At 73.5% G+C, this 24952-nt stretch carries 24 protein-coding genes; 12 read left to right on the top strand and 12 right to left on the bottom strand.

Features of this window, described 5'->3' with window-relative positions:
* Positions 1 to 31: 31 nt before the first annotated feature.
* Complete coding sequence (locus EV562_RS00875) at positions 32 to 2254, bottom strand: bifunctional glycosyltransferase family 2 protein/CDP-glycerol:glycerophosphate glycerophosphotransferase (protein WP_133884674.1); 2223 nt, start codon at positions 2252 to 2254, stop codon at positions 32 to 34.
* Between the two features lie 164 nt (positions 2255 to 2418).
* Here EV562_RS00875 and EV562_RS00880 point away from each other — a divergent pair, with 164 nt between their 5' ends.
* Positions 2419 to 3033, top strand: a complete 615-nt coding sequence (locus EV562_RS00880) for a dihydrofolate reductase family protein (protein WP_166661512.1) — start codon at positions 2419 to 2421, stop codon at positions 3031 to 3033.
* 153 nt (positions 3034 to 3186) lie between these two features.
* Here EV562_RS00880 and EV562_RS00885 read toward each other — a convergent pair whose 3' ends face one another.
* Genes EV562_RS00885 through EV562_RS00895 form a run of 3 tightly spaced genes read right to left on the bottom strand, consistent with a single transcriptional unit; the run spans position 3187 to position 5942 of the window.
* Positions 3187 to 4203 (bottom strand): homoserine dehydrogenase, encoded by a 1017-nt coding sequence (locus EV562_RS00885; protein WP_133884676.1) that lies wholly within the window; start codon positions 4201 to 4203, stop codon positions 3187 to 3189.
* Positions 4204 to 4260: 57 nt separating this feature from the next.
* Positions 4261 to 4989, bottom strand: a complete 729-nt coding sequence (locus EV562_RS00890; RefSeq protein WP_133884677.1) for a cupin domain-containing protein — start codon at positions 4987 to 4989, stop codon at positions 4261 to 4263.
* Entirely contained in the window at positions 4983 to 5942 is a 960-nt protein-coding gene (locus EV562_RS00895; RefSeq protein ID WP_133884678.1) for a PmoA family protein, read from the bottom strand. Before EV562_RS00895 ends, EV562_RS00890 begins: the two co-directional genes overlap by 7 nt.
* 224 nt (positions 5943 to 6166) lie before the next feature.
* On the opposite strand from EV562_RS00895, the gene EV562_RS00900 reads away from it, so the two are divergent.
* From EV562_RS00900 to EV562_RS00910, 3 genes are read left to right on the top strand one after another with little or no spacing between them, the layout of a single operon-like run.
* The gene (locus tag EV562_RS00900; RefSeq protein WP_133884679.1) at positions 6167 to 6418 is read left to right on the top strand and encodes a hypothetical protein; all 252 of its coding nucleotides are present in this window, start codon (positions 6167 to 6169) and stop codon (positions 6416 to 6418) included.
* 60 nt (positions 6419 to 6478) lie between these two features.
* The gene (locus tag EV562_RS00905; RefSeq protein WP_133884680.1) at positions 6479 to 7315 is read left to right on the top strand and encodes an alpha/beta hydrolase; all 837 of its coding nucleotides are present in this window, start codon (positions 6479 to 6481) and stop codon (positions 7313 to 7315) included.
* A gap of 22 nt (positions 7316 to 7337) precedes the next feature.
* Positions 7338 to 7871, top strand: a complete 534-nt coding sequence (locus EV562_RS00910; protein WP_133885337.1) for a TetR/AcrR family transcriptional regulator — start codon at positions 7338 to 7340, stop codon at positions 7869 to 7871.
* A gap of 194 nt (positions 7872 to 8065) precedes the next feature.
* Here EV562_RS00910 and EV562_RS00915 read toward each other — a convergent pair whose 3' ends face one another.
* Positions 8066 to 9394 (bottom strand): GDSL-type esterase/lipase family protein, encoded by a 1329-nt coding sequence (locus EV562_RS00915; protein ID WP_133884681.1) that lies wholly within the window; start codon positions 9392 to 9394, stop codon positions 8066 to 8068.
* A gap of 410 nt (positions 9395 to 9804) precedes the next feature.
* On the opposite strand from EV562_RS00915, the gene malX reads away from it, so the two are divergent.
* The 3 genes from malX (at position 9805) to EV562_RS00930 (ending at position 13699) form a co-directional block, all read left to right on the top strand.
* Complete coding sequence (gene malX / locus EV562_RS00920) at positions 9805 to 11457, top strand: maltose/glucose-specific PTS transporter subunit IIBC (RefSeq protein WP_133884682.1); 1653 nt, start codon at positions 9805 to 9807, stop codon at positions 11455 to 11457.
* A 38-nt stretch (positions 11458 to 11495) separates the two neighbouring features.
* Positions 11496 to 12683 carry a MalY/PatB family protein gene (locus EV562_RS00925; protein ID WP_133885338.1) on the top strand — a complete coding sequence of 396 codons (1188 nt, stop codon included), beginning with the start codon at positions 11496 to 11498 and terminating at the stop codon, positions 12681 to 12683.
* Between the two features lie 224 nt (positions 12684 to 12907).
* The gene (locus EV562_RS00930) at positions 12908 to 13699 is read left to right on the top strand and encodes an alpha/beta hydrolase (protein WP_133884683.1); all 792 of its coding nucleotides are present in this window, start codon (positions 12908 to 12910) and stop codon (positions 13697 to 13699) included.
* 7 nt (positions 13700 to 13706) lie between these two features.
* Here the strand turns inward: EV562_RS00930 and EV562_RS00935 are convergent, their stop codons facing one another.
* The 4 genes from EV562_RS00935 to EV562_RS00950 all read right to left on the bottom strand — a co-directional run bounded on the left by EV562_RS00935 (position 13707) and on the right by EV562_RS00950 (position 17231).
* Positions 13707 to 14741 carry a DUF2891 domain-containing protein gene (locus tag EV562_RS00935; RefSeq protein ID WP_133884684.1) on the bottom strand — a complete coding sequence of 345 codons (1035 nt, stop codon included), beginning with the start codon at positions 14739 to 14741 and terminating at the stop codon, positions 13707 to 13709.
* Positions 14741 to 15391 (bottom strand): pyroglutamyl-peptidase I, encoded by a 651-nt coding sequence (gene pcp, locus EV562_RS00940; protein ID WP_133884685.1) that lies wholly within the window; start codon positions 15389 to 15391, stop codon positions 14741 to 14743. The genes EV562_RS00935 and pcp overlap by 1 nt, the downstream gene beginning before the upstream one ends.
* Before the next feature lie 149 nt (positions 15392 to 15540).
* Positions 15541 to 16515 (bottom strand): DUF979 domain-containing protein, encoded by a 975-nt coding sequence (locus EV562_RS00945; RefSeq protein WP_133884686.1) that lies wholly within the window; start codon positions 16513 to 16515, stop codon positions 15541 to 15543.
* Positions 16512 to 17231, bottom strand: a complete 720-nt coding sequence (locus tag EV562_RS00950; RefSeq protein WP_133884687.1) for a DUF969 domain-containing protein — start codon at positions 17229 to 17231, stop codon at positions 16512 to 16514. The genes EV562_RS00945 and EV562_RS00950 overlap by 4 nt, the downstream gene beginning before the upstream one ends.
* 218 nt (positions 17232 to 17449) lie before the next feature.
* Between EV562_RS00950 and EV562_RS00955 the strand changes: the two genes are divergently transcribed.
* The 3 genes from EV562_RS00955 to EV562_RS00965 are packed head-to-tail and all read left to right on the top strand — an operon-like array spanning position 17450 to position 19802.
* Entirely contained in the window at positions 17450 to 18202 is a 753-nt protein-coding gene (locus tag EV562_RS00955; protein WP_133884688.1) for a 5-oxoprolinase subunit PxpA, read from the top strand.
* Positions 18199 to 18948 (top strand): allophanate hydrolase subunit 1, encoded by a 750-nt coding sequence (locus tag EV562_RS00960; RefSeq protein WP_243859940.1) that lies wholly within the window; start codon positions 18199 to 18201, stop codon positions 18946 to 18948. Before EV562_RS00955 ends, EV562_RS00960 begins: the two co-directional genes overlap by 4 nt.
* Complete coding sequence (locus EV562_RS00965) at positions 18945 to 19802, top strand: biotin-dependent carboxyltransferase family protein (protein WP_133884689.1); 858 nt, start codon at positions 18945 to 18947, stop codon at positions 19800 to 19802. Before EV562_RS00960 ends, EV562_RS00965 begins: the two co-directional genes overlap by 4 nt.
* On the opposite strand, the gene EV562_RS00970 is transcribed toward EV562_RS00965, so the two are convergent.
* Complete coding sequence (locus tag EV562_RS00970; protein WP_133884690.1) at positions 19789 to 20187, bottom strand: DUF2809 domain-containing protein; 399 nt, start codon at positions 20185 to 20187, stop codon at positions 19789 to 19791. The two genes, EV562_RS00965 and EV562_RS00970, sit on opposite strands and share 14 nt — an antisense overlap.
* Positions 20188 to 20398: 211 nt before the next feature.
* Positions 20399 to 21697 (bottom strand): hypothetical protein, encoded by a 1299-nt coding sequence (locus EV562_RS00975; protein WP_133884691.1) that lies wholly within the window; start codon positions 21695 to 21697, stop codon positions 20399 to 20401.
* 364 nt (positions 21698 to 22061) lie between these two features.
* On the opposite strand from EV562_RS00975, the gene EV562_RS00985 reads away from it, so the two are divergent.
* Together EV562_RS00985 and EV562_RS00990 are read left to right on the top strand one after the other, a co-directional pair.
* Positions 22062 to 22508: a MarR family transcriptional regulator gene (locus EV562_RS00985; protein WP_133884692.1), complete on the top strand. Its 447-nt coding sequence runs from the start codon at positions 22062 to 22064 to the stop codon at positions 22506 to 22508.
* 64 nt (positions 22509 to 22572) lie between these two features.
* Positions 22573 to 23925 carry an MFS transporter gene (locus EV562_RS00990; protein ID WP_208298285.1) on the top strand — a complete coding sequence of 451 codons (1353 nt, stop codon included), beginning with the start codon at positions 22573 to 22575 and terminating at the stop codon, positions 23923 to 23925.
* Between the two features lie 28 nt (positions 23926 to 23953).
* Here the strand turns inward: EV562_RS00990 and EV562_RS00995 are convergent, their stop codons facing one another.
* Positions 23954 to 24943 (bottom strand): MASE1 domain-containing protein, encoded by a 990-nt coding sequence (locus EV562_RS00995; protein ID WP_133884694.1) that lies wholly within the window; start codon positions 24941 to 24943, stop codon positions 23954 to 23956.
* Positions 24944 to 24952 lie beyond the last annotated feature (9 nt).

The following is a 24952-nucleotide window of genomic DNA, read 5'->3' on the forward strand; positions in this document are numbered from 1 at the left end:
AGCATCCGTTCCGGGGCTCGGGCTGCCCCGGTCAGCCGGCGGCCGGTGCCGGCGCCGGGGTCCGGTGCGCGAGCGGGACTGTCGCCGGTCCCGCCTCCTGGCCGAGGAAGAAGCGGCGTACCACGCGCTCCGCGGCGTGGCCGTCGTCGTACGGGCAGAAGCGCTCGCGGAAGGCCGCACGCAGGGTGGCGGCCTCGGTACCGCACCAGCGGCCGCTGCGGAAGGTGTCGATGAGTTCGTCCTCGGTGGTGGCGACCGCGCCGGGGGTGTCGCCCGGGCGTCCGGAGAGGAGGTCGAAGGTCACGCCGCGGACCTGGGAGTAGATGTCCCAGTCGTCGGCGTAGATGACGATGGGCCGGTCGAGGTTGGCGTAGTCGAAGGCGAGGGACGAGTAGTCGGTGACGAGCGCGTCCGCTGCCAGGCACAGGTCCTCGACGCCGGGGTGGCGGGACACGTCGATGACGGCGCCCCGTTCGGCGAGGTCGTTCAGCTCCGGGCTCGGGCCGTAGGAGTGGTGGGTGCGGACCAGCAGGACGAAGTCGTCGCCCAGGGCCTCGGCCAGACGGGCCAGGTCGAAGGAGGGCGTCCAGCTCGTCCGGTAGTCGCGGTGGGTCGGCGCGTACAGCAGGGCGGTCCTGCCCGGGGCTATCCCGAGCCGGGCGCGGACGGCGGCGACGTCCTCGGTGCCGGCCTGGTAGTAGCGGTCGTTGCGCGGGTAGCCCGCGTCGAGGGACTCGTAGGAGCCGGGGTAGGCGCGTTCCCACTGCTTGGTGGAGTGCTGGTTGGAGGAGACGCTGAGGTCCCAGCGGTCCACGCGGTCGAGGAGGCGCTGGAAGTCCACGCCCCTGGCGGCCGCGGGATAGGCCTGCTGCTCCATGCCCATGCGCTTGAGCGGGGTTCCGTGATGGGTCTGGAGGTGCAGCTGTCCCGGACGCTTGACTATGTGGTCCGGGAAGTCGACGTTGTTCACGAAGTACCGCGCACGGGCCATCACCTCCCAGTAGCGGCGCGAGTCGCGCACCACGTAGTCGATGCCGTCGGGCACCCGGCCCGCCAGCTCCTTGCGCACCACCCAGACACCGTGCACCTCGGGGGCGAGCTCCTTGGCCTTGTCGTGGACGGCGAGGGGGTTGCAGGACGGCAGCCGGTCCTCGTACGAGGAGTAGACGGCCAGGCGGGGGTCCGGAGAGCGCCGGCGCCGCAGGGCGTACAGGCCCGCGTACGCGTGTTTGCCGGCTTTGGTCTTGGCCTTTGCCACCTTGTTCGGCCCGGCCGTCCTGACCCGGGCGGCGAGTTGAGCGGCCTGGTAGGCGGGGTAGAGCCGGCCGGCCACCGTCCGCATGTACACCCCGGTGGGCCCCCCGGGCACCGTGAATCCTGCCGGGACGTGTGCCGCGTAGAAGTCCGCGGTCCGGTCGAAGAACTCCTTGCGGTCGGCGACCCTCACCCGCTCGGGGCGCTTGAGCGTGAAGAGCATGTGGAACACGGCCCGCTCGAACAGCATGGGTGTGGCCCAGGCCAGCTCCGGGCGCGCGGCGAGGAACGCGAACAGTCCCTCGTACTGCTCGAAGATGTCGAAGTGCCTGCGTCCCGGCGTCTTCGTGATCGCGCCCTGGCGGCGCTGGTGGTACTCGACACCGACCCTGTTCAGGCAGCCGATGCGCTCGGCCGTGACCATCGCCATGTGGGTGACCGGTGCGTCCTCGTACAGGCCGGGGGCGTAGCGGAAACCGTGCTCGAGGAAGAACGCGCGGCGGAACGCCTTGTTCCACGCCACCAGGAACAGCTGGACGTACTCGGGCCGGTCCTGGAGGCGGAAGACGTCCGTACCGGCCCGTTCGATGAGGTCCGCGGCCTGGCTGCGGCCACCCCTGCCCCACCAGTAGGTACGCACGTGGTCGAAGACGAGGATGTCCAGCTCCCCGACGGCGTCGAGCCGCTTGGCCAGCGCCTCGAGCAGGCCGGGGGTGTAGGAGTCGTCGCTGTCGAGGAAGAGCACGTAGTCGCCCCGCGCGTGCTGGAGGCCGGTGTTGCGCGCCCGCCCCAGGCCGACGTTCTCCGGCAGGTGAACGGCCTTGAGCCGGTCGTCGCGGGCGGCGTACTCGTCGATGATCGCGCCGCAGGAGTCCGGAGAGTGGTCGTCCACGGCGATGACCTCGATGTCCCGGTACGACTGTCCCAGGACGGAGTCCAGGCAGTCGCGAAGGTACCCCTGCACCTTGAAGACGGGAATGACGATGCTGAACCGAGGCATGCGGGAAACTCCATGTGAAGCGCGGGTTGAGCGTGGCTGAACAGGAAGACTCACGACGCCGGTGAAACGTTGTAACGGTGCGGCGAGCGTTCTGGGCGGTCCGGTTGCGGCGGCCGTCCCGGGCGGGAGCGATGAATCGAGGCGGCGGATCGAGTCAACCCCGTATGACCCACATCATCGCGGACATCTCGATCTCCCTGGACGGCTACGTCACCGGACCCGACCCCGGCCCGGGCAACGGTCTGGGCACCGGCGGCGAGGCACTGCACACCTGGGCGTTCTCCGACGACCCCGAGGAGCGCCGGATGGTGCGCGAGACGACCGCCCGCACGGGTGCCGTCGTCCTCGGGCGCCGGCTCTTCGACCTGGTCGACGGTCCGGGCGGCTGGGACGACACCGTCGGATACGGCGCGGCGGAGGTCGGCAGGCCCCCGTTCGTCGTCGTGACGAGCGCGCCCCCGGAGTCGGTCCGTCTGACCGGCCTCGACTGGACGTTCGTCACGACCGGTCTGCCCGACGCGGTGGCCGTCGCGCGCGAGCGTGCCGCGACGGCCTCGGCGCACGCCGGCGCGGATCCCGACGTCGTCCTCATGGGCGGCGGCGCCCTGATCGGCTCGGCGCTCGACGCCGGGCTGGTCGACGTGCTGTCCCTGCACCTGGCTCCCGTGGTGCTGGGCTCCGGAACACCGCTGTTCACCGCCGGGGTGCCGCGCGCGCTCGTCCAGCGCGGCGCACACCCGACGCCGAACGCCACACACCTGCTGTACGAACTCCGCTGAGGCGCTCGGGCCCGACCGCCTTCCCGGGGCCGCCGACGGGGCAAGGCGGGCTCCCCGTACGGCCGTTGACGGGGCGGGGCGGCGCCTCCGTGGTGCAAGTGCGTGATCACGGTGCCGTGACCACTGAGACGCGGGGGCGGTCGCCCCCGCGTCTCAGTGAAAGCCGGTGCGCGGGGCCGTGACCTCCACGGTGTCCTTCACCAGGGCCAGCGCCGCGCCCACCGGACTCGACCGCCCGCCGCTCACGGTCACGTCGCCCGCGTCCGGGCAGCCGAAGACCACGGCCTTCTCGGGACCCTTCAGGGCGTGCAGCGGATCGCCCGGTTCCGTCTCCTCCAGCCGGACGTGCACGACGCGGGGTTCGGCCGCCGAGGCGACGGCGACCGCCCGCAGCCGCCGGGACCGGGACGCCGCGTCCAGGGCACGCCGTCCGGTGCTCTCGTCGACCGGCTGCGCTCGCACGCGTACCTCCGACGGGTCCCAGCCCCAGGCCAGCGCGGCCAGCAGCCGCACCTTCGTGGCGGCGTCCTCGCCCGACAGGTCCGCCGAGGGGTCCGCCTCCGCGATGCCCACGCGCCGCGCGGCACGGATCGCGTCGCTCAACGCGTCGCCTTCGGCGAGGCGGTCGAGGACGAAGGTGACGGTGCCGTTGGGGCAGGCCCGGATCGTCCGGCAGTCCATACCGCGCAGGGACGTGCGCGAGAGGTCGCCCGCCGGGAGCGCCGCCCCGGTGGCGCCCGAGATCCTGATCGTGCTGCCGCCGGCCCGGGCCGCCTCGTCCAGTTCCCGCCAGTGCGTGAGCAGGTGGCTCTTGGTCGCCGTCACCACGTGGATCCCCCGGCGCAGCGCGGTCACGGCCTCCGCCGCGGCGCGCTCCCGCAGTTCCGCCGAGGAGGGGACGGCCTGGACGAACACCCGCGCACCGGTGCGGTCGAGGGTCTCCTCCAGCGGTCTCGGGGGACCCCACTGCGAGCGGGGCGGCACCGACCCGTCGGCACCCGGCAGGCACTGGGCCGCGCTCGCGCGTACGGCGGCCACCCGCGGCCGTACGCCGTGGCGGCGGGCGAGGGTCGCACCGTCCCGGGCCAGCCGGTCGGCGAACGCCTGCCCGACCGGGCCGTACCCGGCGAGGACCACATCGGTCGAGGTCGCTTCCGTCGTTTCGCCCATGGACCCGGGATCCTCTCACACCGCCCGGAGGTGTCCGGCGGGGCGAGGGGCCGGCGATCAGATGCCCGGGTAGACGGCCAGCCGGCCGCACATGCCGAAACGTCCGTGTGCCGCCGGTCCGGTCGCGGTCACCCGGGCGGCGGTCAGGTGGGTGCCGTCCCCGCGGCCGAGTGCGTCGAGTTGGGCCCGGGTCGCCTCGGCTGCGGCGTGCGCCCCCTCGCGCCAGCGCCGCTCCCACGCCTCCAGCCGGGGCCGCACCAGTGCGGCGGCGGCCTGCCGGAACTCCTCCAGCGGCTCGGGGTCGCCGTGCTCCGCGGCCTCGCGGAGTTCGAGGAAGCGCCGGGTGGCCAGGTCACGGCGGGCGCGCGCGGCCCTCGCCTGCTCGGTCTCGGGCGCGTCGGCGGGGATGCGGATCGCGTCGGCGTACGCGACGGGGTCGGCGAGCAGGGGTCGGGGCAGGGTGAGGACGGCGTCACCCGCCTCGGGCAGGCCGCTGTTCTGCATCACCACGGTGATCTCCAGGCCGCCGTGGTTGACGAGGCGGTGGATCGTGCCGGGTGTGAACCAGGCGACCGTGCCCGGCTCCAGGGGCGTCTCCCGGAAGCCCGCGGCGGTGAGGGTCTGCACCGTGCCCCGGCCCGCCGTGACGACGTACCCCTCGCTGCACGTCAGGTGCAGGTGGGGTGTGCCGCCGCCGGGCAGCCCCTCGACGGTCGGCCAGTCGTACACGGTCAGCCGGGACAGGCCGACCGCCGCCGGGAAGCCGTCGTACGTCGCGCTCACCATCCGAGGGCCGCCAGGTGCGCGGCGACCCGCTCGCGGTCCCAGGCTCCGTCGGCGACCACCACCCGGTAGGTGCGGGCCAGGGTCTCGCCGGGCTCCAGGACCAGTTCCTCGTGGAAGGCCCAGGAGGGCGCGACCGCGGCGAAGGGGTCGCTGCGCACGAACCAGTGCGCCGGGTGGGTTCCCTTCTCGCCGGCGTGGTCGTTGGAGGGGGCGTGTTCGAAGACGAGCGTGGCGTGTCCGTCGCGTCCGTCGTGTTCGCCGACGTAGGCGAGCCAGGGGGCCTGGGAGCCCATGGGATTGTTCTCCGGCGACGCGGCGGACTCGCCGGGCCGGCCGGGCCCGGCCGGCGTCGCGGTGAAGACCCGGCCGCCGCGGAAGGCACGTGGGCCGCGCCAGAACAGGCCGGTGTATCCGGCGGCGGGGCGGCCGTGGGTGGTCGGACTGCCGAACCGCAGTGGTTCGGCACGCCGGTTGGTCACGGCCGACGTCCAGATGAGCGTCCAGCTGCCGGAGTCCGGGTCCACGTCCCGGGCCTCGACGCGGCGCTCCTCCTCCGCCCACAGTTCGCCGCCGTGCGGGTGCCAGGTCAGTCTCTCGGCGATGACGGCGCGGCCGGCGTCGGCGCCGGCCTCCTCGAAGGCGACGTGGGCCATCGAGCCGACCCGCTCCGGCAGCGCCAGGTAACCCTCGCCGTGCACATAGGTGTTGCCGCCCCACAGGTTCTGCCCGGAGAGGTGCGAGGCGGTCAGCTGGAGCCCCTTGTGCCAACGGTGGTCGTTGGGCCGGTAGTCGGTGACGACCGCGCCGGACAGGGTCCGGACCGGGTGGAGGTACGGCTTGGGCGCCTCCCACTCGGCCTCGGGGCGGTACACGTAGGAGAACAGCTCGGTTCCGGCCGCCCCGTGGGCCACGGTGATGCGGTCACCGTGGACATGGGTGAGCGAGAGCGTCATGCGTCGTCCTCTTCCTGTAGCAACCGCTTACTGTCCGGATGATCCACGTTGTAACCGGCACGCGCACGCACGGTCAACCCCCTCCCGCGCCCGGACCGGACCGCTGTGCGGCGACGGCGGACCGCACGGGCACCGGCCGGGGCAGAGACGAGTGCCCTCGCCGGGAACACTCCCGCTCGGCGAGACAGTGGGCCGCACATCAGGCCGCCCTAGGCTTTTCGACCATGGAAATCCCGAGACGCCTCATCGAGCTCAGGCGTGCCGTCGAGACCGCGGACGACCGCTACCGCAACAACAGGGGCGAGAACGCGACGGTCGCCCTGGCGGTGTGGTCCGACGCCACCGCCGCCCTCGCCCGCGGCATCGCCGCCTACGCCGACGAGACCGGCCTCCCGCACCGCGAGGTGGAGTCGGCCGTACTGCGCGCGGCACAGCGGCAGGCCCCTGCCGCTCGAGGGCCCCTGGGGGCCCGTTGACAGGTTTGGCTAACGACAGTAGCTTTTAGTTAATGGCGTTAGCCGAACAGGGGAGTGGGCATGACCGAGTATCTTGCCGTCGACGGTGGCACGATCGCGTACGAGGTGACGGGGTCGGGGCCTTTGATCGTCCTGGCGCACGGAATGGGGGACAGCCGCGCCGCGTACCGCGCCGTGGTCCCGCGGTTGGTCGCGGCGGGCCACCGGGTCGCCTCGGTGGACCTGCGCGGCTGCGGCGAGTCCGGCGTCGACTGGCCGGAGTGGAGCCGCACCGCCATCGCCGGTGACCTGCTCGCCCTGATCCGCCACCTGGGCGGCCCCGCCGTACTGATCGGCCACTCGGTCTCGGGCGGCGCCGCCACCGTCGCCGCGGCCCGGGAGCCCGCGCTGGTCACCGCGGTCGTCGAGCTGGCGCCGTTCACCCGGAAGCAGTCGATGCGCCCGGGCGACCTCCGGGTGCGGCGGTTCCGCCGGGGCATGACGCGACTGCTCGGCGCGGGCCTGTTCGGCAGCCTGCGGCTGTGGCGTTCGTACCTCGAGGTGGCTTACCCGGGCGTGAGGCCGGACGACTGGGCGGAGCGGACCGGTCTCATCGAGTCCCGGCTGCGCGAGCCGGGCCGGATGAAGGCCATGCAGGCCATGGGCCGCAGCGCGCCGGCCGACGCCGGTGCGCAACTCGGCAACGTGCGCTGCCCCGTGCTGGTCGTGATGGGGACGCTCGACCCGGACTGGGCGGACCCGCACGCGGAGGGTGCGGCAGTGGTCGACGCCCTGCCGTCCGGGCTCGGCCGCCTGGAGATGATCGAGGGCGCCGGCCACTACCCGCACGACCAGTTCCCCGACGAGGTGACCGCGCTCGTGCTCGCCTTCCTCCGCTCGGACGCCACCCGTGCCTAGGGCGGGCCTGGACCCGGCGGCCGTGGTCGCGGCCGGTGCGGCGCTGGCCGACGAAGTGGGCTTCGCGGGCCTGACGATGGGTCTGCTGGCCGAGCGGCTCGGCGTGCGCACCCCGTCCCTGTACAAACACGTCGGCGGCCAGGAGGACCTCAACCGGCGGATCGCGGCCCTCGCTCTCGGCCAGGCCGCCGACGCCGTCGGTGACGCGGTCCAGGGCCGTGCCGGCCGTGACGCCCTCGCGGCCGCGGCACGCGCCTTCCGCGGTTTCGTCCTGGACCACCCCGGCCGGTACGCCGCGACGATCGGCCAGGAGCCGTCGGGCCCGGACGACCCCCTGGCCGTCGCGGGGCAGCGGCTGCTCACAGCGTTCGACGCGGTCCTGCGCGGCTACGACATCGACGACCGCGACGTGAACCACGCCCTGCGCCTGCTCCGCAGCCTCTTCCACGGCTTCGCCACGTTGCAGGCGGCGGCCGGCTTCCAGTGGAGCACCGACGTCGACGAGAGCTTCGAGTGGCTGATCGCCTTCGCCGACCGCGGCCTGCGCACCTTGTGACGGCGGCCCGCCGTCACCCCGGTCGCACGTCGGCGAAGTCGCCGCGCACGGCGCCGTGCGCGGCGGGGGACGGCTCGTCCGGGGCGACGTCGCCCCACGGCGCCGACGCCCGGGCCGGGGCGCACCCACCGTCTGCGTGATCCGGTCGCCGACGCCCTTCGTCCGTCCGGGAGTTCATGACCCGGGGCCGATATTCACCGACGGGCCGAAGCCGCCAGCATCGGGAGCGAGACGATGTCGGCGAGGGCCTGCTGGCCCGCGATGTTCGCATGGACACCGTCGCCGGTGTCGTAGGGCGGGTTGATGCTGTTCGGCCGCACGGGGTCCTCGAGCACCTGGTCGAAGGGGAGGATCCCGTCGCAGGTGCCGCCGCAGCTGTTCCACTTCGAGACGAAGGTGCCGACGGCGTGCCGGTCGCGGTTGTGCTGGTCGGTGTAGCCCGGGCGGGGGGTGATGGGCGTGACGTACACCTTGATGCCCGCGGCCCTCAGGCGCTGGAAGACCTCACGGTAGCTCGCCTCGATCCGCGCGGCGTCGCAGCCGGCCGGGAGGTCGTTGGTCCCGTAGTAGTAGAGGACGCCCGTGACCCCGTGCAGGGAGAGGACGTCGCGCTCCAGCCGGGCGGCGGCGTCGAGGCCGCGGACGGACGCGCCGGTGTCCGGGCAGGTAGCGGCGCTGGTGGTGCCGCCGATGCCGGCGTTGGCGACGGCGAACTGCCGGGCGGGGGGCAGTTCCGAGGTGATCCGCCGGGCGAGGTCGTCGGTCCACCGCAGGTCGGCGCCCGGGCGGCTGCAGCCCGGCCCGCAGTCCGTCGACCCGGTTCCGTCGACGACCGAGCTGCCGTAGGCGACGAGGCTCCCCCGCAGGCCCGGGTTGCGCACGTCGACGGCGCTGACCAGGAGGGTGGAACCGGTCGTCTCGGTGAACGCGGTGCCGGTCCGGTCGGCGGTGTGGTCGCCCGAGCCGGGCGGGGTCAGGTAGTTGGTGCGGAAGGCGCTGTCGTGCCGCCCCGGAGCCACCGTGCCGGAGACGGAGAGCGACACCGCGATGTCGTCCTGGGCTCCGGTGCCGAGCGCGGTCGCATCGCTCCACACCTCGCTACCGGGAGGGACGACGACCCGGCGGCCGCCGTCGAACGTGACGGCACGCGGGCGGCCTTCCGTCGCGGCGTCCTCGCCGTCGCTGTGCGCCACGGTCGCCGCGTCCACGGTGAGCGGTGCCTCGCCGAAGGTGTTCTGAACGCGTATCCGGACCGCGTCACCTCCCTGGCTCAGGTGGGTGATCATGCGCACCGACTGGTCGCGCAGCGGGGTGGGGGCGAGGTTCTGCTGCGAGGCGGCCCAGGACGTGAACCAGGCGTTGCTCCCCGGCCGGCCGCCCGACTCGGCGCCCGCGGGGGCGGCGGCGGTGCTCGCGGAGGCGGCGAGGACGGAGGACGCCAGGGCGAGGGACAGGGCGGCCGCGGCACCTCCGGCCAGCGGGGCCCGGGCGGGGGCGAGTGCTCGGGCGAGGAGTCGGTGCATCGGTGCCTGCCTTTCCGACGGGGCTGGGACGGGCGCAGGAGTGGATCCTCCCCGTCGGTCCCCCGCGTCACGCCACTCGCGTCCCCGGCGCGCCCGCACCACACGCCCGACCCCGCTGCCTCCCGGACCCGTTGCACACCCCGCAACGCGCCGGTGCACTGGTCGTGGACGAGGCCCGGGACAGGCCGTGGACAGCGACCGACCTGCTGTGATGTGATCCCTGCGGCGGAACGACCCTGCCTGGCGCGGTCACCGGGCGAGTCCCGGGCGGCAAGTGAGGCGGGCCGCCCCCTGCGAGGCGGGGCCGCCCCCTCGGCCTGCCTCCGACGCCGGTACTGCCCGCCGGCCCGTCGCGCTGCGCCACGGCGAGCGGACGGGCCCGTCCCCCCAGGCACGAAAGTTCCGTACACATGCAGAAGACCAAGGCCGCACTCTGGGAATTCCTCCAGGGGCTCGGCAAGACGTTCATGCTCCCGGTGGCCCTGCTCGCGTTCTGCGGCATCATGCTGGGCATCGGCTCCTCCCTGTCCAGCGACGCGGTCACTGACAACGTTGCCTTCCTGAAGGGTGAGGGCTTCCACCTCGTCTTCACCTGGATGGCCAACACCGGCCTGGTGGCCTTCACCTTCCTGCCCGTCCTGTTCGCGATGGCCATCCCGCTCGGTCTCGCCCGGGAGGACAAGGGCGTGGCCGCGTTCTCGGGTTTCGTCGGCTTCGTGGCCATGAACCTCGCGGTGAACTTCTATCTCACCGCCAAGGGCGTCGACTTCGAGGACGAGAAGGCGATCGAGCACTACGGCATCGCCGACGTGCTGGGCGTGCAGTCCATCGACACGGGGCTGCTCGGCGCCGTGGCCGTCGGCATCGTCGTCAGCCTGCTGCACCGGCGCTTCCGCACCCAGCGGATGCCCGACGCGCTCGCCTTCTTCGGCGGACTGCGCTTCGTCCCGATCGTCTCGGCCCTGGTCCTGAGCGTGCTCGGTCTGCTCATCCCGCTTGTGTGGCCGACGTTCAACGGCTGGATCAACGCCGTGGGACGCGGCATCGGGCACACGGGCGTCTTCGGGCCGTTCTTCTTCGGCATGGGCGAAGTGCTGCTGCGCCCGATCGGCCTGCACCACATCCTCGTCGCCATGTTCCGCTTCACCGACGTCGGCGGTTCGGGAACCGTGTGCGGCGACCACGTCTCCGGCGCCCTGAACCTGTTCTACGCCCAGCTGGACTGCTCGGCCGCTCCCGGCAGCGCGGTCACCGACGCGACGCACTTCCTCTCCCAGGGCAAGATGGCGGCCTACCTCGGCGGCCTGCCGGGTGCCGCGCTCGCGATGTACCACTGCGCGAAGCGCCGTATGCGCCCGGAGATCAAGGCCCTGCTCGTGTCCGGGGTGGTGGCGTGTGTGGTCGGTGGCATCACCGAGCCGCTGGAGTTCCTCTTCCTCTTCGTCGCCCCCTGGCTGTACGTCGTCCACGCGGTCCTGGTGGGCCTGGGCTTCCTCACGGCGGCCGTGCTCGGCGTCTTCATCGGCAACACGGACGGCAACGTCATCGACTGGCTCGTCTTCGGCGTCCTCCAGGGCTCGACGACCAAGTGGTACCTGGTGCCGGTGATCGCGGCGGTGTGGTTCGCCGCGTACTACTTCCTGTTCCGCTGGGCCATCACCCGCTTCGACCTGAAGACACCCGGGCGGGAGGAACCGCCGACGGACGAGGAGGAGGCCGCCCGGGAGCACGGGGAGGCGGGGCGCGGGGACGGGGACCGCGCCGGCGAGGCCTCCGGCTCCGGCCCGCTGGCGCAGGCCCCGAGGGAGCTGGTCGCGGGGAAGTACGACGCGGTCGCCGTGCTGGAAGCGATCGGCGGCGCCGGCAACATACGGTCCCTGGACAACTGCATCACCCGCCTGCGCATGACCGTGGCCGACGCCGAACAGGTCGACGAGGCACGGCTGAAGAAGCTGGGAGCCGTCGGCGTCGTCAAGCTCGACGGGCACAACGTGCAGGTCGTCATCGGCCCCCAGGTCCAGTCCCTGAAGGACGCCCTCGCCACGATGATCCCGGTGGGCTGACCGTGGCGCCGCACTCCCCCCGGCCCAGGCCCGCGCCCCTGCCGCCGTCCCCTCCCCCGTCCCCGCTGTACGACTTCGACACGCCGGTGGACCGGCGCGGCACCTGGTGCACGCAGTGGGACTACGTCCAGGACCGGTTCGGCGTGCCGGATCTGCTGCCGTTCACGATCTCCGACATGGACTTCGAGACCGCCCCCGAGGTGCTGACGGCGCTGCGCGGCCGTCTGGACCACGGGGTGCTCGGCTACTCGCGCTGGCGCCAGGACGACTTCCTCTCCGCGATCGTGCACTGGTACGCCTCGCGGCACGGTACGGAGGTGGACCCCGGTTCGGTGGTCTACGCGCCCTCCGTCGTCTACCAGGTCTCCCGGTTGCTGCGCCTGTGGTCACGGCCGGGCGACGGGGTGGTCGCCCACACCCCGATGTACGACGCGTTCCCCAAGACCGTGTCGGCGAGCGGGCGGCGGCTGCTGGCGTGTCCCCTGGACGACTGGGCGGAGCTGGAGCGGCTGCTGGCGCTGCCCGACACGGCCGTGCTGCTGCTGTGTTCGCCGCACAATCCGACGGGGCGGGTGTGGCCGGCCGCTGACCTGGACCGGATGGCCCGGCTGTGCGCACGGCACGGCGTCGCGGTGATCAGCGACGAGATCCACTCCGACCTGGCGTACGCCCCGCATGTGCACCGTCCCTGGGTCCGGCACGCCGAGGACGGCCGCTGGGCCGTGGTGACGTCGGCGTCCAAGTCCTTCAACATCCCTGCGCTGACCGGCAGTTACGGCATCATCGGCGACCCTGTCTCGCGCGACGCCTATCTGCGGGAGCTCAAGGAGGCGGACGGGCTCTCCTCCCCCGCGGTGCTGTCGCTGGTCGGGCACATCGCGGCGTACCGCGAAGGCGCACCCTGGCTGGACGCGCTGCGGACGTATCTCGCGGGGAACCTGGCGATGGTCGCCGACCGTCTCCGCGAGGCTCTCCCGCGGCTCGGCTGGCAGCCACCGGACGCCGGCTACCTGGCGTGGATCGACGTGCGGCCCCTGGGCGTCGACGACGAGGAGCTGCAGCGCGAGCTGGTGGAGGTGGAGCGGGTGGCGGTCATGCCCGGCGCGGCCTACGGCTCCCCGGGACGGGTGCGGCTCAACGTCGGCTGCCCCCGCTCGAAGGCCGAGGCGGGCGTCGAGGCCCTGGTGCGGGCGCTGCGTCGGCTCACCCGTGCCGAGCGGCCGTGAGCAGCGCCGCTCGGAGCCGGACCGGGTGCCCGTAGTCACTCACCCCGTGCGGGGCCGCCCCGTTCGAGGGCGCCCCGTGCGGGGCCGCCCCGCGTGGCCGTGAACCTGGTGCCCGCGCGCCGTCGCGGGCCCCGCGGGTCGGGGCCGTGGCCTCTCGCGTTGCGGGGGCCCCGGCCGCGGCGGAGACTGACCGGGAGTGGCGGCGGCCGGAGAGGGCCTGGGCGATGGGTGACTACGCGGACCTTCGTGGGGTCAGCACCTGGTACGAGACCGAGGGCACCGGCGAACCGCTGGTCCTGCTGCACGGCGGCCTGTGCGCCAACGACACGTGGGGGGCGCAGCGTCCCGATCTCGCCGCCGCGTTCCGCGTCTTCCTCCCCGAACGGCGCGCGCACGGTCACACCCCGGACGTGCCGGGCCCGCTCACCTACCGGGACATGGCCGAGGACACCGTGGCCTTCCTGGAGACCGTGGTGGGCGGCCCGGCGCACCTGGTGGGCTGGAGCGACGGAGGCGTCGTCGCCCTCCTCGTCGCCCTCGCCCGGCCCGACCTGGTGCGCAGGCTCGTGGTGATCGGCGCCACCTTCCGGCCGGGGCCCGAATGCTTCGCCGAGCCCGGGATGCTCGACGCGATGACACCCGAGGGACCGGACCTGGCGTTCTTCCGCGAGATGTACGAGGCCGTCTCGCCGGACGGCCCGGACCACTGGCCGGTGGCGGCGGCGAAGGTGCTCGACATGTGGCGCACCCAGCCGACGCTCACCACGGACGAACTGGCCCGTATTCCGGCACCCGCCCTCGTCCTGGCCGGTGACGACGACCTGATGACACTGGAGCACACCTGCGCGCTCTACCGCGCCGTTCCCGGAGCCCAGCTCTGCGTCGTCCCCGGAGCCTCCCATCTGGTGCCGCTGGAGAAGGCGGCCTTGGTCAACGGCCTGATCAAGGACCATCTCACCCAGGGCGAGGTCGAGACGATGCTGCCGGTCAGGCGGGCACCCGCGCGCGGCGAGTGACGCGACGTCAGCGGCGCGGGGCCACCGGAGTCGCCGGGGTCACCGGGTCGAGGGCCAGTGCGGCGAACGTCGCCAGCCAGTGGTCGGTGGTGAAGTCGCCGCGCTCCACCGCCGGCAGGCCCGCCGCGAGGTGGGCGTCGGCCGCCGCGTCCAGGCGGGCGCGGACAGCTCCGTCGGGCAGGGCGTCGGCGAGGGAGCGCAGCGCGGCGGCCCTGCTGAGGGTCAGCCCGAGCAGATGGCCGATCTGCGGGTCGGCGTGGTCGGAGACCACCGGCACCTCCAGCAGGGCGCAGGGCGCACCCGCCCGGAGTCCGGGCAGGAAGCGGTCGAGCCACGCCGCGAGCCGCTCCGGCCCGAGGACCCTGCGCATCGCGTCGGCCTCGGTGAGCGCCGGGGACAGGAAGTCCTGCCCCGAGGGTTCCCAGTGCGCGGGGGCGTCGTGGTCGTCGGCGAACCAGCTCAGCAGGCGTTCCCGCACGGCCCGGCCGGTCCCGGCGGACAGCTCGCCCGAGTCGAGTGCGAGGCCCAGTGCGAAGGCGCTGTTGGGGTGGTTGCCGTGGCGTACGGGATAGGTGGCCTTGGGCAGCCAGTGGGCCAGCAGGTCGTCGACGGCGTCGACGGCCGGTTTCAGCGCTCCGGTCCAGCGGTCGCCCTCCGCTCCCCCGTGCGCCCGGCACTCGGCGGCGAGCGCGAGCAGCCATGCCCAGCCGTAGGGACGCTCGAAGGACGGGTGGTCGCACAGGTAGGCGGCCTCGGTGGCGAGGTGCTCCGGGGTGAGGTGCCGGTCGAGTGCGGCGACGGCCGCCGCCGTGTCCGGCAGCGCCGGGGTGCCTCCGTGCCGGCGGAGCAGGCGGACGAGCAGCCAGTGCATGTGCACCGAGGAGTGCCAGTCGTAGGCGCCGTAGAAGGCGGGGTGCAGCGAGCGGGGTTCGTGGTGCTCGTCGGCGGACGTGATCAGGTGGGCGGGGAAGTTGGGGTACGCGCGGGTGATGTTCGCCAGCGCGAGCTGGGCGAAGGGGGCCGCGTGGGCGCTGAGCGGCATCAGTGGGTGGCTCCTTCGGTGACCTTCAGGTCCTGTTCGGCGGGGATGCGTGCGGCGGTGGCCAGCAGGGCGCGCAGGCCGTGGGCGACGGTGGCGGGCGGCAGGACGGGCGCGGTGCCGTCGGGCACCTGCTCCGGCGCCCAGGGCACGTGCGCGAACCCGCCGCGCAGGTGGGGGAACTCGGTGGCGACGAGATGGCCGAGGCCGTACGCCACGTGGTTGCAGACGAAGGTGCCGGCCGTGTTGGAGACGGCGGCCGGGACCCCGGCCTCGCGCATCGCGGCGACGCACGCCTTGACGGGGAGGGTGGAGAAGTAGGCGGCGGGGCCGCCCGGGATCACCGGTTCGTCGATCGGCTGCCGGCCCGCGTTGTCGGGGATGCGGGCGTCGTCGACGTTGACGGCGACGCGTTCGACGGTGACGCCGGGGCGGCCGCCCGCCTGGCCCAGGCAGAGGACCAGGTCGGGGGCCTCGGCGCAGACGGCGTCACGCAGCACGGTGAGGGACTCGCCGAAGACGCAGGGCAGTTCGGCGGCGGTGACGGTGAGCCCGGCGGGCGGTTCGGCCGCCACCAGGGACGCCGCCTGCCAGGACGGGTTCACGCGCTCGCCGCCGAAAGGGGCGAAGCCGGTGACGAGGACACGGGTCATGAGCGGTTCCTTGCCTTGCAGGGCTGGTCGCACGGGCGCCGGTGCGGCGGGCGTACGGCCGCCGGGGCGGTCTGGCGTACAAGCGCCAGGACGGTCTGGCGCACAGGCGCCGGGGCGGGGCGTGGCCGGCGCCCGTAGGGCGGGGCGGGTCAGAAGGCGAAGAGCGCCATGATGACCGTGCAGCAGCCGAGCAGCGCGATGCCGGTCGGCAGCTGAGCCTTGATCGGCCCGTACTGGTCCTTCAGTTCGAGCAGCGTGGCCGGCACGATGTTGAAGTTGGCCGCCATCGGCGTGCACAGGGTGCCGGCGAAACCGGCCAGCATGCCGATCGCGAGGACGCCGGGCTCGTTGCCGTGCATCTGCTGGATGAGCACGGGCCAGCCGATCGCCGCCGTCATCACGGGGAAGGCGGCGAAGGCGTTGCCCATGATGACGGTGAACAGGAACATGCCCACGCAGTACGCGACGACGGCGAGGTACTTCGAGTCGTCGGGGAGGACCTTGTTCATGATGTCGCCGACCTGGTCGCCGACGCCGGCGGCGGCGAAGATCGAGCCGAGCACCGCCAGGAGCTGCGGCAGCAGCAGGGCGGAGCCCATCGCCTCCAGCATGGAGCGGCCGGAGTGGATCGGGACGGAGAGCTTCTTCTCGCCGGTGACGAGCATGCCGACGACGAGGGCGACGACGCAGCCGAGGCCGAGCCCGAGGAGGGTGGCTTTGCCCGACTCGAAGAGTCCGGACTCGTCGAGCACGGAGGCGCAGACGATGGCGACGAGCGGGATGGTCAGGGCGGGGATGAAGATCTTGTTGCCGAGCCGGGCGGCGGCGGCCTCGCGCTGCTCACCGGTGGTGGTGACCGGGACGCCCTTGCCGAGGAAGTTGAAGCCGGCGAGCACGATCAGGGCGAGGACGGCGACACCGAGGGGTTCGGCGGGCAGGGTCCAGTCACCGTTGCCGGCGGTGGCGTTGGCGACGCCGGTGCCGTAGGGGAAGGTGAGTCCGAGCAGGCCCCAGAACGCGGCGGACGTCCACCGCTTGGGGTTGCTGCGGTCGGTGGCCATCTGCACGGCCATGACGACGAAGACGAGGCCTATCAGCCAGTAGAGCCATTCGACCTTGATCACTTGTCGGCCCCCTCGGGAAGCGGCAGGTCGTGCTCGGCGGCGGCCTGGGCCATCTCGCGTTCGAGCTGCCTGTCCATGAGCAGCAGTCGGGCACCGTGGATGAGGAAGGCGCAGACGGCGAGCGGGATCGCCCACAGGGCGAGCTGGGTCGGCTCGATGTCCTGGTGGTACGTGGAGTTCACGAAGCCGGTGATCAGCAGGATGGAGCCGATGGCGATGAAGCAGTCCTCGCCGAAGAAGACGCCCACGGTGTCGGCCGACGCCGAGTAGGAGCGCACCTTCTCGCGCAGCCTGTCGGGGAGCCGCGCGCCGGTGGAGCGCTCGGCGGCCGCCTCGGCCATGGGCGCCACCAGGGGCCGCACGGTCTGCGCCGGACCGCCGATGCTGTTCAGGCCGAAGGCCGCGGTGATCTGCCGGACCAGCAGGTAGACGGTGAGGAACCGGCCGGCGCTGAGCTTGCCCAGGCGGCCGATCAGATTGCGGGCCTGCTCGCGCAGGCCGTAGCGCTCGAGCAGCCCGATCACCGGGAGCACGATGGCGTAGACGGTGACCGAGCGGCTGTCGGCGAAGGACCGGCCGAAGGCCGCGAGGACCTCCAGCGGGTCCATCTTGCCGAGCAGTCCGGTGACGATACCGGCGACGCCCACCACGAGGACGGGGTTGCGGCGCGTGACGAATCCGAGGATCACCACGACCACACCGAGGAGAACGATCATTCGGTGGCCTTCTTCAGGCATGAGGGGGCAGGGCACGGATCCGGAGCTTCGGAACGTGACTCATCGGTCCCGGGGACCATAGCTCCTGATACGTGGCAGATGCACGGACACTAGCGATCGTTCAACGATCTAACAAGAGGTGAATCCTCATCTTCTCCGGGAGCGGTAGAGCCGGTTTGCTCTTGTCGGATCGTTCAACGATCGTCTACGTTCGAGGTGTGATCGACCTCAACGCAGACCTCGGCGAGGGCTTCGGCCGCTGGACCCTCACCGACGACGACGCCCTGCTCTCCGTCGTCACCAGTGCCAACGTCGCCTGCGGGTTCCACGCGGGCGACCCCTCGGTGATGCGCCGCGTCTGCGACCTCGCCGCGGAGCGCGGGGTGCGGATCGGCGCCCAGGTGTCCTACCGCGACCTGGCGGGCTTCGGGCGGCGCACCATGGACGTCCCGCCCGACGAACTGGCGGCCGAGGTGGCGTACCAGATCGGCGCGCTCCGGGTCTTCGCCGAGGCGGCGGGCGCCACGGTGGCCTATGTGAAGCCGCACGGCGCGCTCTACAACCGCACCGTGCACGACGACGGGCAGGCCCGGGCCGTCGTGGCCGGTGTCCGGCTGGCGGGCGGCGCGCTGCCCGTGCTCGGCCTGCCGGGCTCCCGGCTCCTCGCGGCCGCCGCGGACGCGGGGCTCACCGGCGTCCCGGAGGCCTTCGCCGACCGCGCCTACACCGCGCAGGGCACCCTGGTCCCCCGCCGCGAGCCGGGCTCGGTGGTGACGGACGCGGACGCGGTGGTGCGCCGTGCGGTGTCGTTCGCCGTGCGGGGCCGTGTCGAGGGCGTGGACGGTACGACGGTGGCGGTCGCCGCCCGCTCCCTGTGCGTGCACGGCGACACCCCGGACGCCGCCCGGATCGCCGCCCTGGTGCGCGCGGCGCTGGAGGAGGCCGGGGTCGGGATCGGGGCGTTCGCATGACCGTCCCACGGCCCCTCACCGCGTATCCCGCCGGCCGCCACGCCCTGCTCGTCGAGCTGTCCGACGCCGAGCACACGGCGGCCTTCCACACCGAGGTGCTGCGCAGGCGCGCCGCCGGGTCCCTGCCGCCGGTCACGGAGGTGGTGCCGGGGGCGCGGACCGTCCTGCTGGACGGGGTGCCCGACCCGGAGGCGCTGGCCCGCCGGGTCGCCGAGTGGGAGGTGCCGCCGGTCGCGGACGACACGGGTGACGTGGTGGAGATCCCGGTGCGCTACGACGGGCCCGACCTGGCCGACGTGGCGGCCCTGTGGGGGGTCGGACCGGGCGAGGTCGGCGCCCGCCACGCCTCGTTCACCTACCGGGTCGCGTTCTGCGGTTTCGCGCCCGGGTTCGGTTACCTCACCGGGCTCCCCGCCCACCTGAACGTCCCGCGCCGTTCCACGCCCAGGACCCGCGTACCGGCCGGCGCGGTCGCCCTCGCAGGTCCCTACAGCGCGGTCTACCCCAGGGCCACGCCGGGTGGCTGGCAGCTGATCGGCACCATGCCCGACCCGCGGCCGCTGTGGGACCCGGAGCGGGAGCGGGCCGCCCTGCTCACGCCGGGGACACGGGTGCGGTTCGTCACGGCGGACGGCACGACGGACGGCACGGTGACGAAGGGCACGGCAGCGGACGGCGCCGGACCGGGTGGCACCGCGACCGACGGCAGCACCGCGGTCGGCGCGCCCCGGGAGGCCGGGGCATGACGGCCGGGCTCACGACCGTGCGCGCCGGGGCGCTCACGACGGTGCAGGACGCGGGCCGTCCCGGCCACGCCCACCTGGGCGTCCCCCGGTCCGGCGCGCTGGACGCGCCCGCGATGCGGCTGGCCAACCGTCTCCTCGGCAACGACCCGGACGCCGCCGTGCTGGAGACCACCCTGACCGGCTGCGCGCTGCGACCCGACCGGGACGTCACCGTCGTGGTCGGCGGGGCACCCTGCCCGGTGAAGGTCGACGGCAGGCCGGCGGCCTGGGGCGCCCCGGCGCGGGTCCCGGCGGGCGCGGTGCTCGATGTCGGTACGGCGTCCGCGGGCGTCCGCTCGTACGTGGCCGTCGCGGGCGGTGTCGCCGCCCGTCCGGTCCTGGGCAGCCGCTCGACGGACCTGCTGTCGGGGCTGGGCCCCGCCCCCCTGCGGGACGGAGAGGTCGTGGCGGTGGGAGTCCCCGCGCGGCCGGTGCCGCCGCAGGTGGCCGCCCCCTGGCCGGGACCGCCCGCCGAGCTGGTCCTGCCGGTCCGTCCGGGTCCACGCGCCGACTGGTTCTCGCCGGCCGCGCTGCGCACGCTCACCTCGGCCACCTACCGGGTCTCCCCGCACAGCAACCGCATCGGCCTGCGCACCGAGGGCCCGGCGCTGGAACGCACGTCGACGGGTGAACTGCCCAGCGAGGGCATGGTCCTGGGTGCCGTGCAGGTGCCGCCGGACGGACACCCGGTGATCTTCCTGCACGATCATCCGACCACAGGGGGCTACCCGGTCGTCGCGGTCGTACCGGAGCCGGCTCTCGCGGCGGCGGCCCAGGCCGTCGCCGGAACACCGGTGCGCTTCACGCTCGCCTGACGATCCACCAGCCGGCGACCGCGCCGACCGCGTACCAGAACAGATCCGGTGCGTTGAAGGTGGAACCGAGGACCAGCCGGGCCACCGTGCTCTGCCGGGCGAGGTGGGCCGGCAGATCGGTGAGCTGGAGGAACTCCACGGCCCAGCTCAGGGCCAGGGCCACCGCCGCGGCCTTGGCCGGGGCGGTCCGCGGCGCCGCGACGCGGACCAGGGCGAACAGCAGCAGGGTGTACAGCGCGTCTCCGCCGTACTTGGCCGGCTCCCCCGCCGTCACGGCCCTGAGCACCAGCCCGACACCGGTGATCACCACGGCGGCCCCCGCGGCGGCGAGGCGCGTCCGCGTCGGACCGGTCCGCACGGCGAGCGGCGTGGAGGAGGACGTCATGCCTCCATTGTGCGGTCGGTCCGAGCGCCGGTGTGCCGCGGCGGGGTCGGACGCGCGCCTGGCGGGATTCGTGCGCCAAGCCGTGTCCGCCCGGGGAGCGTTGACGAGCCGGTGCGCCGCCGTGGTGCGCGAGGCGGGGCGGTGGGCACCCGGAGGAAAGGGGATCGGGTGCCCGCCCCCGCACGGTGTCGGGTGCCGCGGCGCCGGGGGCTCAGCAGGTGGGCACGTCGGGGAGCCAGGCGTCGGCCACGTCGATGAAGATGTTGGACACGTAGCCGCCGTAGTCGGGCAGGTAGGACCAGGCGTCGTTGCTGTAGCCGTCGTACGTCACGGGCTCGCCGTGGACCTGGCACCGCACGCGGACGGTCGTGGGGCCGGGCAGGGTCGCCACGCCGGTGGAGGTGGTCGTCGCCTGCTGCCGGACGCTGACGTCGGAGCCCCAGGTCGGGAACGCCCTGGTGTCGCCGCCGCCCTCGGTCCACAGGTAGGTGACGGTCACGTAGCCGTTGTCGTTCAGGCCGACGTTGTAGAAGGTGCCGTCGGCGAGGTCGATGCCGGCCGGGTTGGCGACCTGCCGGCCGAACTCGTCGCGCCCGCCGTTGTACCCGTCCTCGTGGGCGGCCTGCGCCTCGGGGAGCCCCTGCGGCAGGTCCTTCCACTGCTCGCGCTGCGCCGAGGGGTTCCAGTGGTCGTCGTGCGTGTTCCAGGGGCCGACGTCCCACACCGGCGCCGTCTCGCACCGGGCCGGCCCGCACACCTGCACCGAGTACTGGCCGCTGCCGGCCGGTGACAGCGCCCGGCGGGAGGGGAGGGCCACGAAGTGGTCGTTCGCCTGGATGACGTGGCCGTTGGCGGTCGTGTGCCCGACGAGGCCCTCGCGGGTGGCGTAGACGCGGGCGGAGAAGGCGGCGGCCCTGGTCGCCGGTGCGGAGGCTTCGGGGGCGCTGCCCGTGTCGTCGGCCGTCAGGGTCAGGCCCCGTACGGCCGCGGTGGGCTCGCCCTCCGCGTTCCACAGGGTGAGCCGGGCCTGCACCTCGACGACGTCCCGGGGCAGTTCGGCCGGGGCTCCGGCGGCGGCCCGCCGCCACTCGGTCCAGGTGCCGTCGGCCGCGCGTCCGCGCACGTCGACCTCGACTCCGGCCGCGTCGGGCACCGTGGCGTCGAGGTCCACGGCGACCCGGTTCACGGGACGGTCCACGTGGTGCGTCTCCAGCACGGCGGAGGCGTAGCCGCGGTCCCGGCCGAGGGAGGCGGGGCTGACCGAGCCGTCCCGCACGCGCAGGGCGCCCGACGCGTAGCGGACGTTGACGTCGTCGGCGCCGGTCCCGGACAGGTCCACGCGCCAGGACACCGGAACGGGCGGGCCGGAGGCGTCGGCGGCGGGGGCGGGCGTGGCGGCCAGGGCCGTGGAGGCGAGGGCGAGCAGGCCCACCGTGACGCTCAGGGCGCGTGCGGCGCGGGGTCTGCGGCGCGGGGCGGGGCCGCGGTGCCGGAGGGAGGGGATCAGCATCTGGGCACTCCTGGGAGGCTGGCGTCGACGTCGACGTCGATGAAGAGGGTGGAGAGTGACCGCCTCGGCCGGACAGGTGCGACCAGGCGTCGTTGCTGTAGCCGTCGTACTCGACGAGGCCCCCGTGGACCCGGCATGCCACGCGGACGGTCGCCGGTCCGGGCGGGCTCGCCACCCGTGCGGAGTCGGCCGACGGCTGCTGACGGGCCCTCATGTCCGTACCCGTCGGTGAGGCAGCGGAGCAGCGCCGCCGAGGGGCGGTGCACGGCCTCGTGGAACGGGCGAGGCCGTCGACGCAGGTGCACCGCCACCATTTGTACAGGTGAAGCTGTACAGCTCGACCTGTGCACATTAGCCTGGGGGCATGAGCGAGAACGAGAGTCCGTCGCCGTCGGCCGTCCAGGCCTCGCGCGAGGTCCGCGCGGTCATCAGCCGGCTGCGCCGACGCATCCTCAAGGCGTCCGAGGTCGAGGACCTCACGCTGAGCCAGTCCTCGGTCCTGGCCCGGCTGTCCGACCAGGGAGGCGTGACGGCCAGCGAGCTGGCCGCCACCGAAGGCGTCCGGCACCAGTCGATGACGGCGACCGTCACCGCCCTCGCCTCCATGGGACTCGTGGCACGGCACCCCGACCCGGACGACGGGCGGCGCCTGCTGATCACCCTCACCGCGGAGGGCGTGCGCCGCGTGGAGGAGGGTCGCCAGGTCCGGACGGAATGGCTCGCCGACCGGTTGCAGGCCAGGTGCACGGAGGAGGAGCGCCGTGCCGTCATCGCGAGCATGGCCGTGCTGCAGCGACTGACCCGTGACTGAGGCGAAGGCGGGCCCTGCGGCCGGTGCGCGAAGGCCCGGCTTCGACCGCAGGCTGCTGCCGCCGATGCTGCTCGGTTCGGTACTGAACCCGATCAACTCGACGATCGTCGCGGTCGCCCTCGTCCCGATCGGCAGGGCGCTCGGCGCACCGGCCTCGCAGACGGCCTGGCTCGTCTCCACCCTCTATCTGGCCACGGCACTCGGCCAGCCGGTCGTCGGCCGGCTCATCGACATCTTCGGACCGCGCCGGCTCTTCCTCGTCAGCACCGGCCTCGTCGGCGTCGCCGGTGTCGTGGGCGCCCTCGCACCCGGGCTCGGGGTCCTGATCGGCGCGCGGGTCCTGCTCGGGTTCGGCACCTGCGCCGGCTATCCGGCGGCGATGGCCCTGGTGCGCGGCGAGGCCGAGCGCACGGGGCGGGACAGTCCCGGCGGGGTGCTCACCGCCCTGGCGGTCGCCAACCAGACGATCGCCGTGGTCGGCCCGCTGCTGGGCGGTCTGCTGATCGCCGTGGGCGGCTGGCGCGCCACCTTCGCCCTGAACGTGCCCCTGTCCGTCGCGGCCGTACTCCTCGGGCTGCTGCGGCTGCCCAAGGCCGGGCCGGCGGCCGGATCCCCGCAGCACGGGAGCGCGGCCGCGCGGCTCGACCTGCCCGGCATGGCGCTGTTCGCCGCGATGCTCGTCTCGCTGCTGCTCTTCCTGATGAACCTGCACCTGCGCGACTGGTATCTGCTCGCGCTGTCCGCCGTCGCGGGAACCGCGTTCGCCCTACGGGAACTGCGGGCCGCCACCCCGTTCATCGACCTGCGGGTGCTCGGCGGCAACACCCCGCTGCTGGCCACCTACGGTCGGGCGCTCGTCGCCTACGTCGTCGCGTACTCCTTCCTCTACGGCTTCACCCAGTGGACCGAGGAGGGCTTCGGACTGACCCCCTTCCACGCCGGTCTGGCGCAGATGCCCATGTTCCTGCTGGCGATCGGAGTCTCGATCGTGTCGGGCCGCGGTACGGGCGGGCGGGGGAAGCTGCTGCTCGGCGCGGCCGGACAGATCGCCGCGTGCCTGGTGATCCTCACCCTGACCGGGGACAGCCCGCTGTGGACGCTGCTCCTGGTCGCGCTGGTCTTCGGCATACCGCAGGGGCTGAACAACCTGGCCCTGCAGAACTCCGTCTACTTCCAGGCCGACCCGGAGCGCACCGCCTCCTCGGCCGGGTTGCTGCGCACCTTCTCCTACATCGGCTCGATGGTCGCCACCTCCGCGACCGCCGCCGCCTTCGGGCAGCGTGCCGACACCGGCGGCCTGCACCGGCTGGCGTGGGTCATGCTCGGCGCCGGTGTGCTCTACCTGCTGCTGACCCTCTTCGACCGCACCCTCGGCCGCACGACGAGGGCGGGCACGGGTGAACGGGCCGCAGCGTAGAGCCGGCCGGGCGAGCGCCACCGGGCGCTCACCGTGCCCCTCCCCCGGGCGGATCCGGGGCGCCTGCGCCGCCGGCGTTCAGGTGCTGCAGCGCCTCGACCAGCTCGTGGCAGGCCCGCTCGACCGACCGCCGGGTGTGGAGCTGTTCGCTGATCACCGCGGAGAGCAGCAGGGCGGTCAGCCCCAGGGTTCCGTTGAAGGCCTGGAGTCTCATCATCGTCTCGATGTCGGTCAGCCGTCCGAAGGAGCCGGCCTCCTGACGGGCCACGACGGTGGCCGTCACCGAGACGAACAGGGCGCACGGGATGCCGCCCGCCAGCTGGAAGCGCAGCGCCGCCCAGATCAGGAGCGGATACGCCAGGAACAGCAGACTGACCGAGCTGTACATGATCAGCGGCACCACGACGCACACCACGACGCTGAGCCCGACGGCTTCGGTCCAGCGCGCGGACAGCGGCGGCAGGCGAGCGCGGTACAGCAGGAGCAGCAGCGGGGTGACGAGGACGACCCCCGTGGCGTCACCGACCCACCAGGCGAGCCAGACGATCCCGAGATGCTCGGCGGGGAGTTTGTCCGACAGCAGGAGCATGCCGACGCCCGTCCCCGAACTGATCAGCATCGCGGTCAGCGCCCCCAGGAAGACCAGCGCCAGACCGTCCCGCAGACGGCTCAGGTTCACCCGGAACCCGACCGCGCGCAGCATCAGCCAGGCGCAGACGGGGGCGACGGTGTTGCCGGCCACGATCCCCACGGCCTCGGGCCCCGGGGCGCCCAGGGAGACGACGACCAGCAGCGCACCAAGGGCGATGCCCGGCACGCACCACGGACCGAACAGGAGCAGACAGGCCACGGCGAGACCGGTGGACGGCCAAATGGGCGTCACGACCGACCCGTCGGCGGCCAGCTGCTGGGACAGCCCCAACCACCCCGCCGCGTAGTAGCAGCCGGCGACCAGCAGCGTCGCGCAGGCGAGGACGACCGGTCGCGGCCATGCACGGATACCCAGCACAGCAGCCATCAGACACCG

The organism is Streptomyces sp. BK208 (assembly GCF_004364245.1).
Classification (GTDB): Bacteria; Actinomycetota; Actinomycetes; order Streptomycetales; family Streptomycetaceae; genus Streptomyces.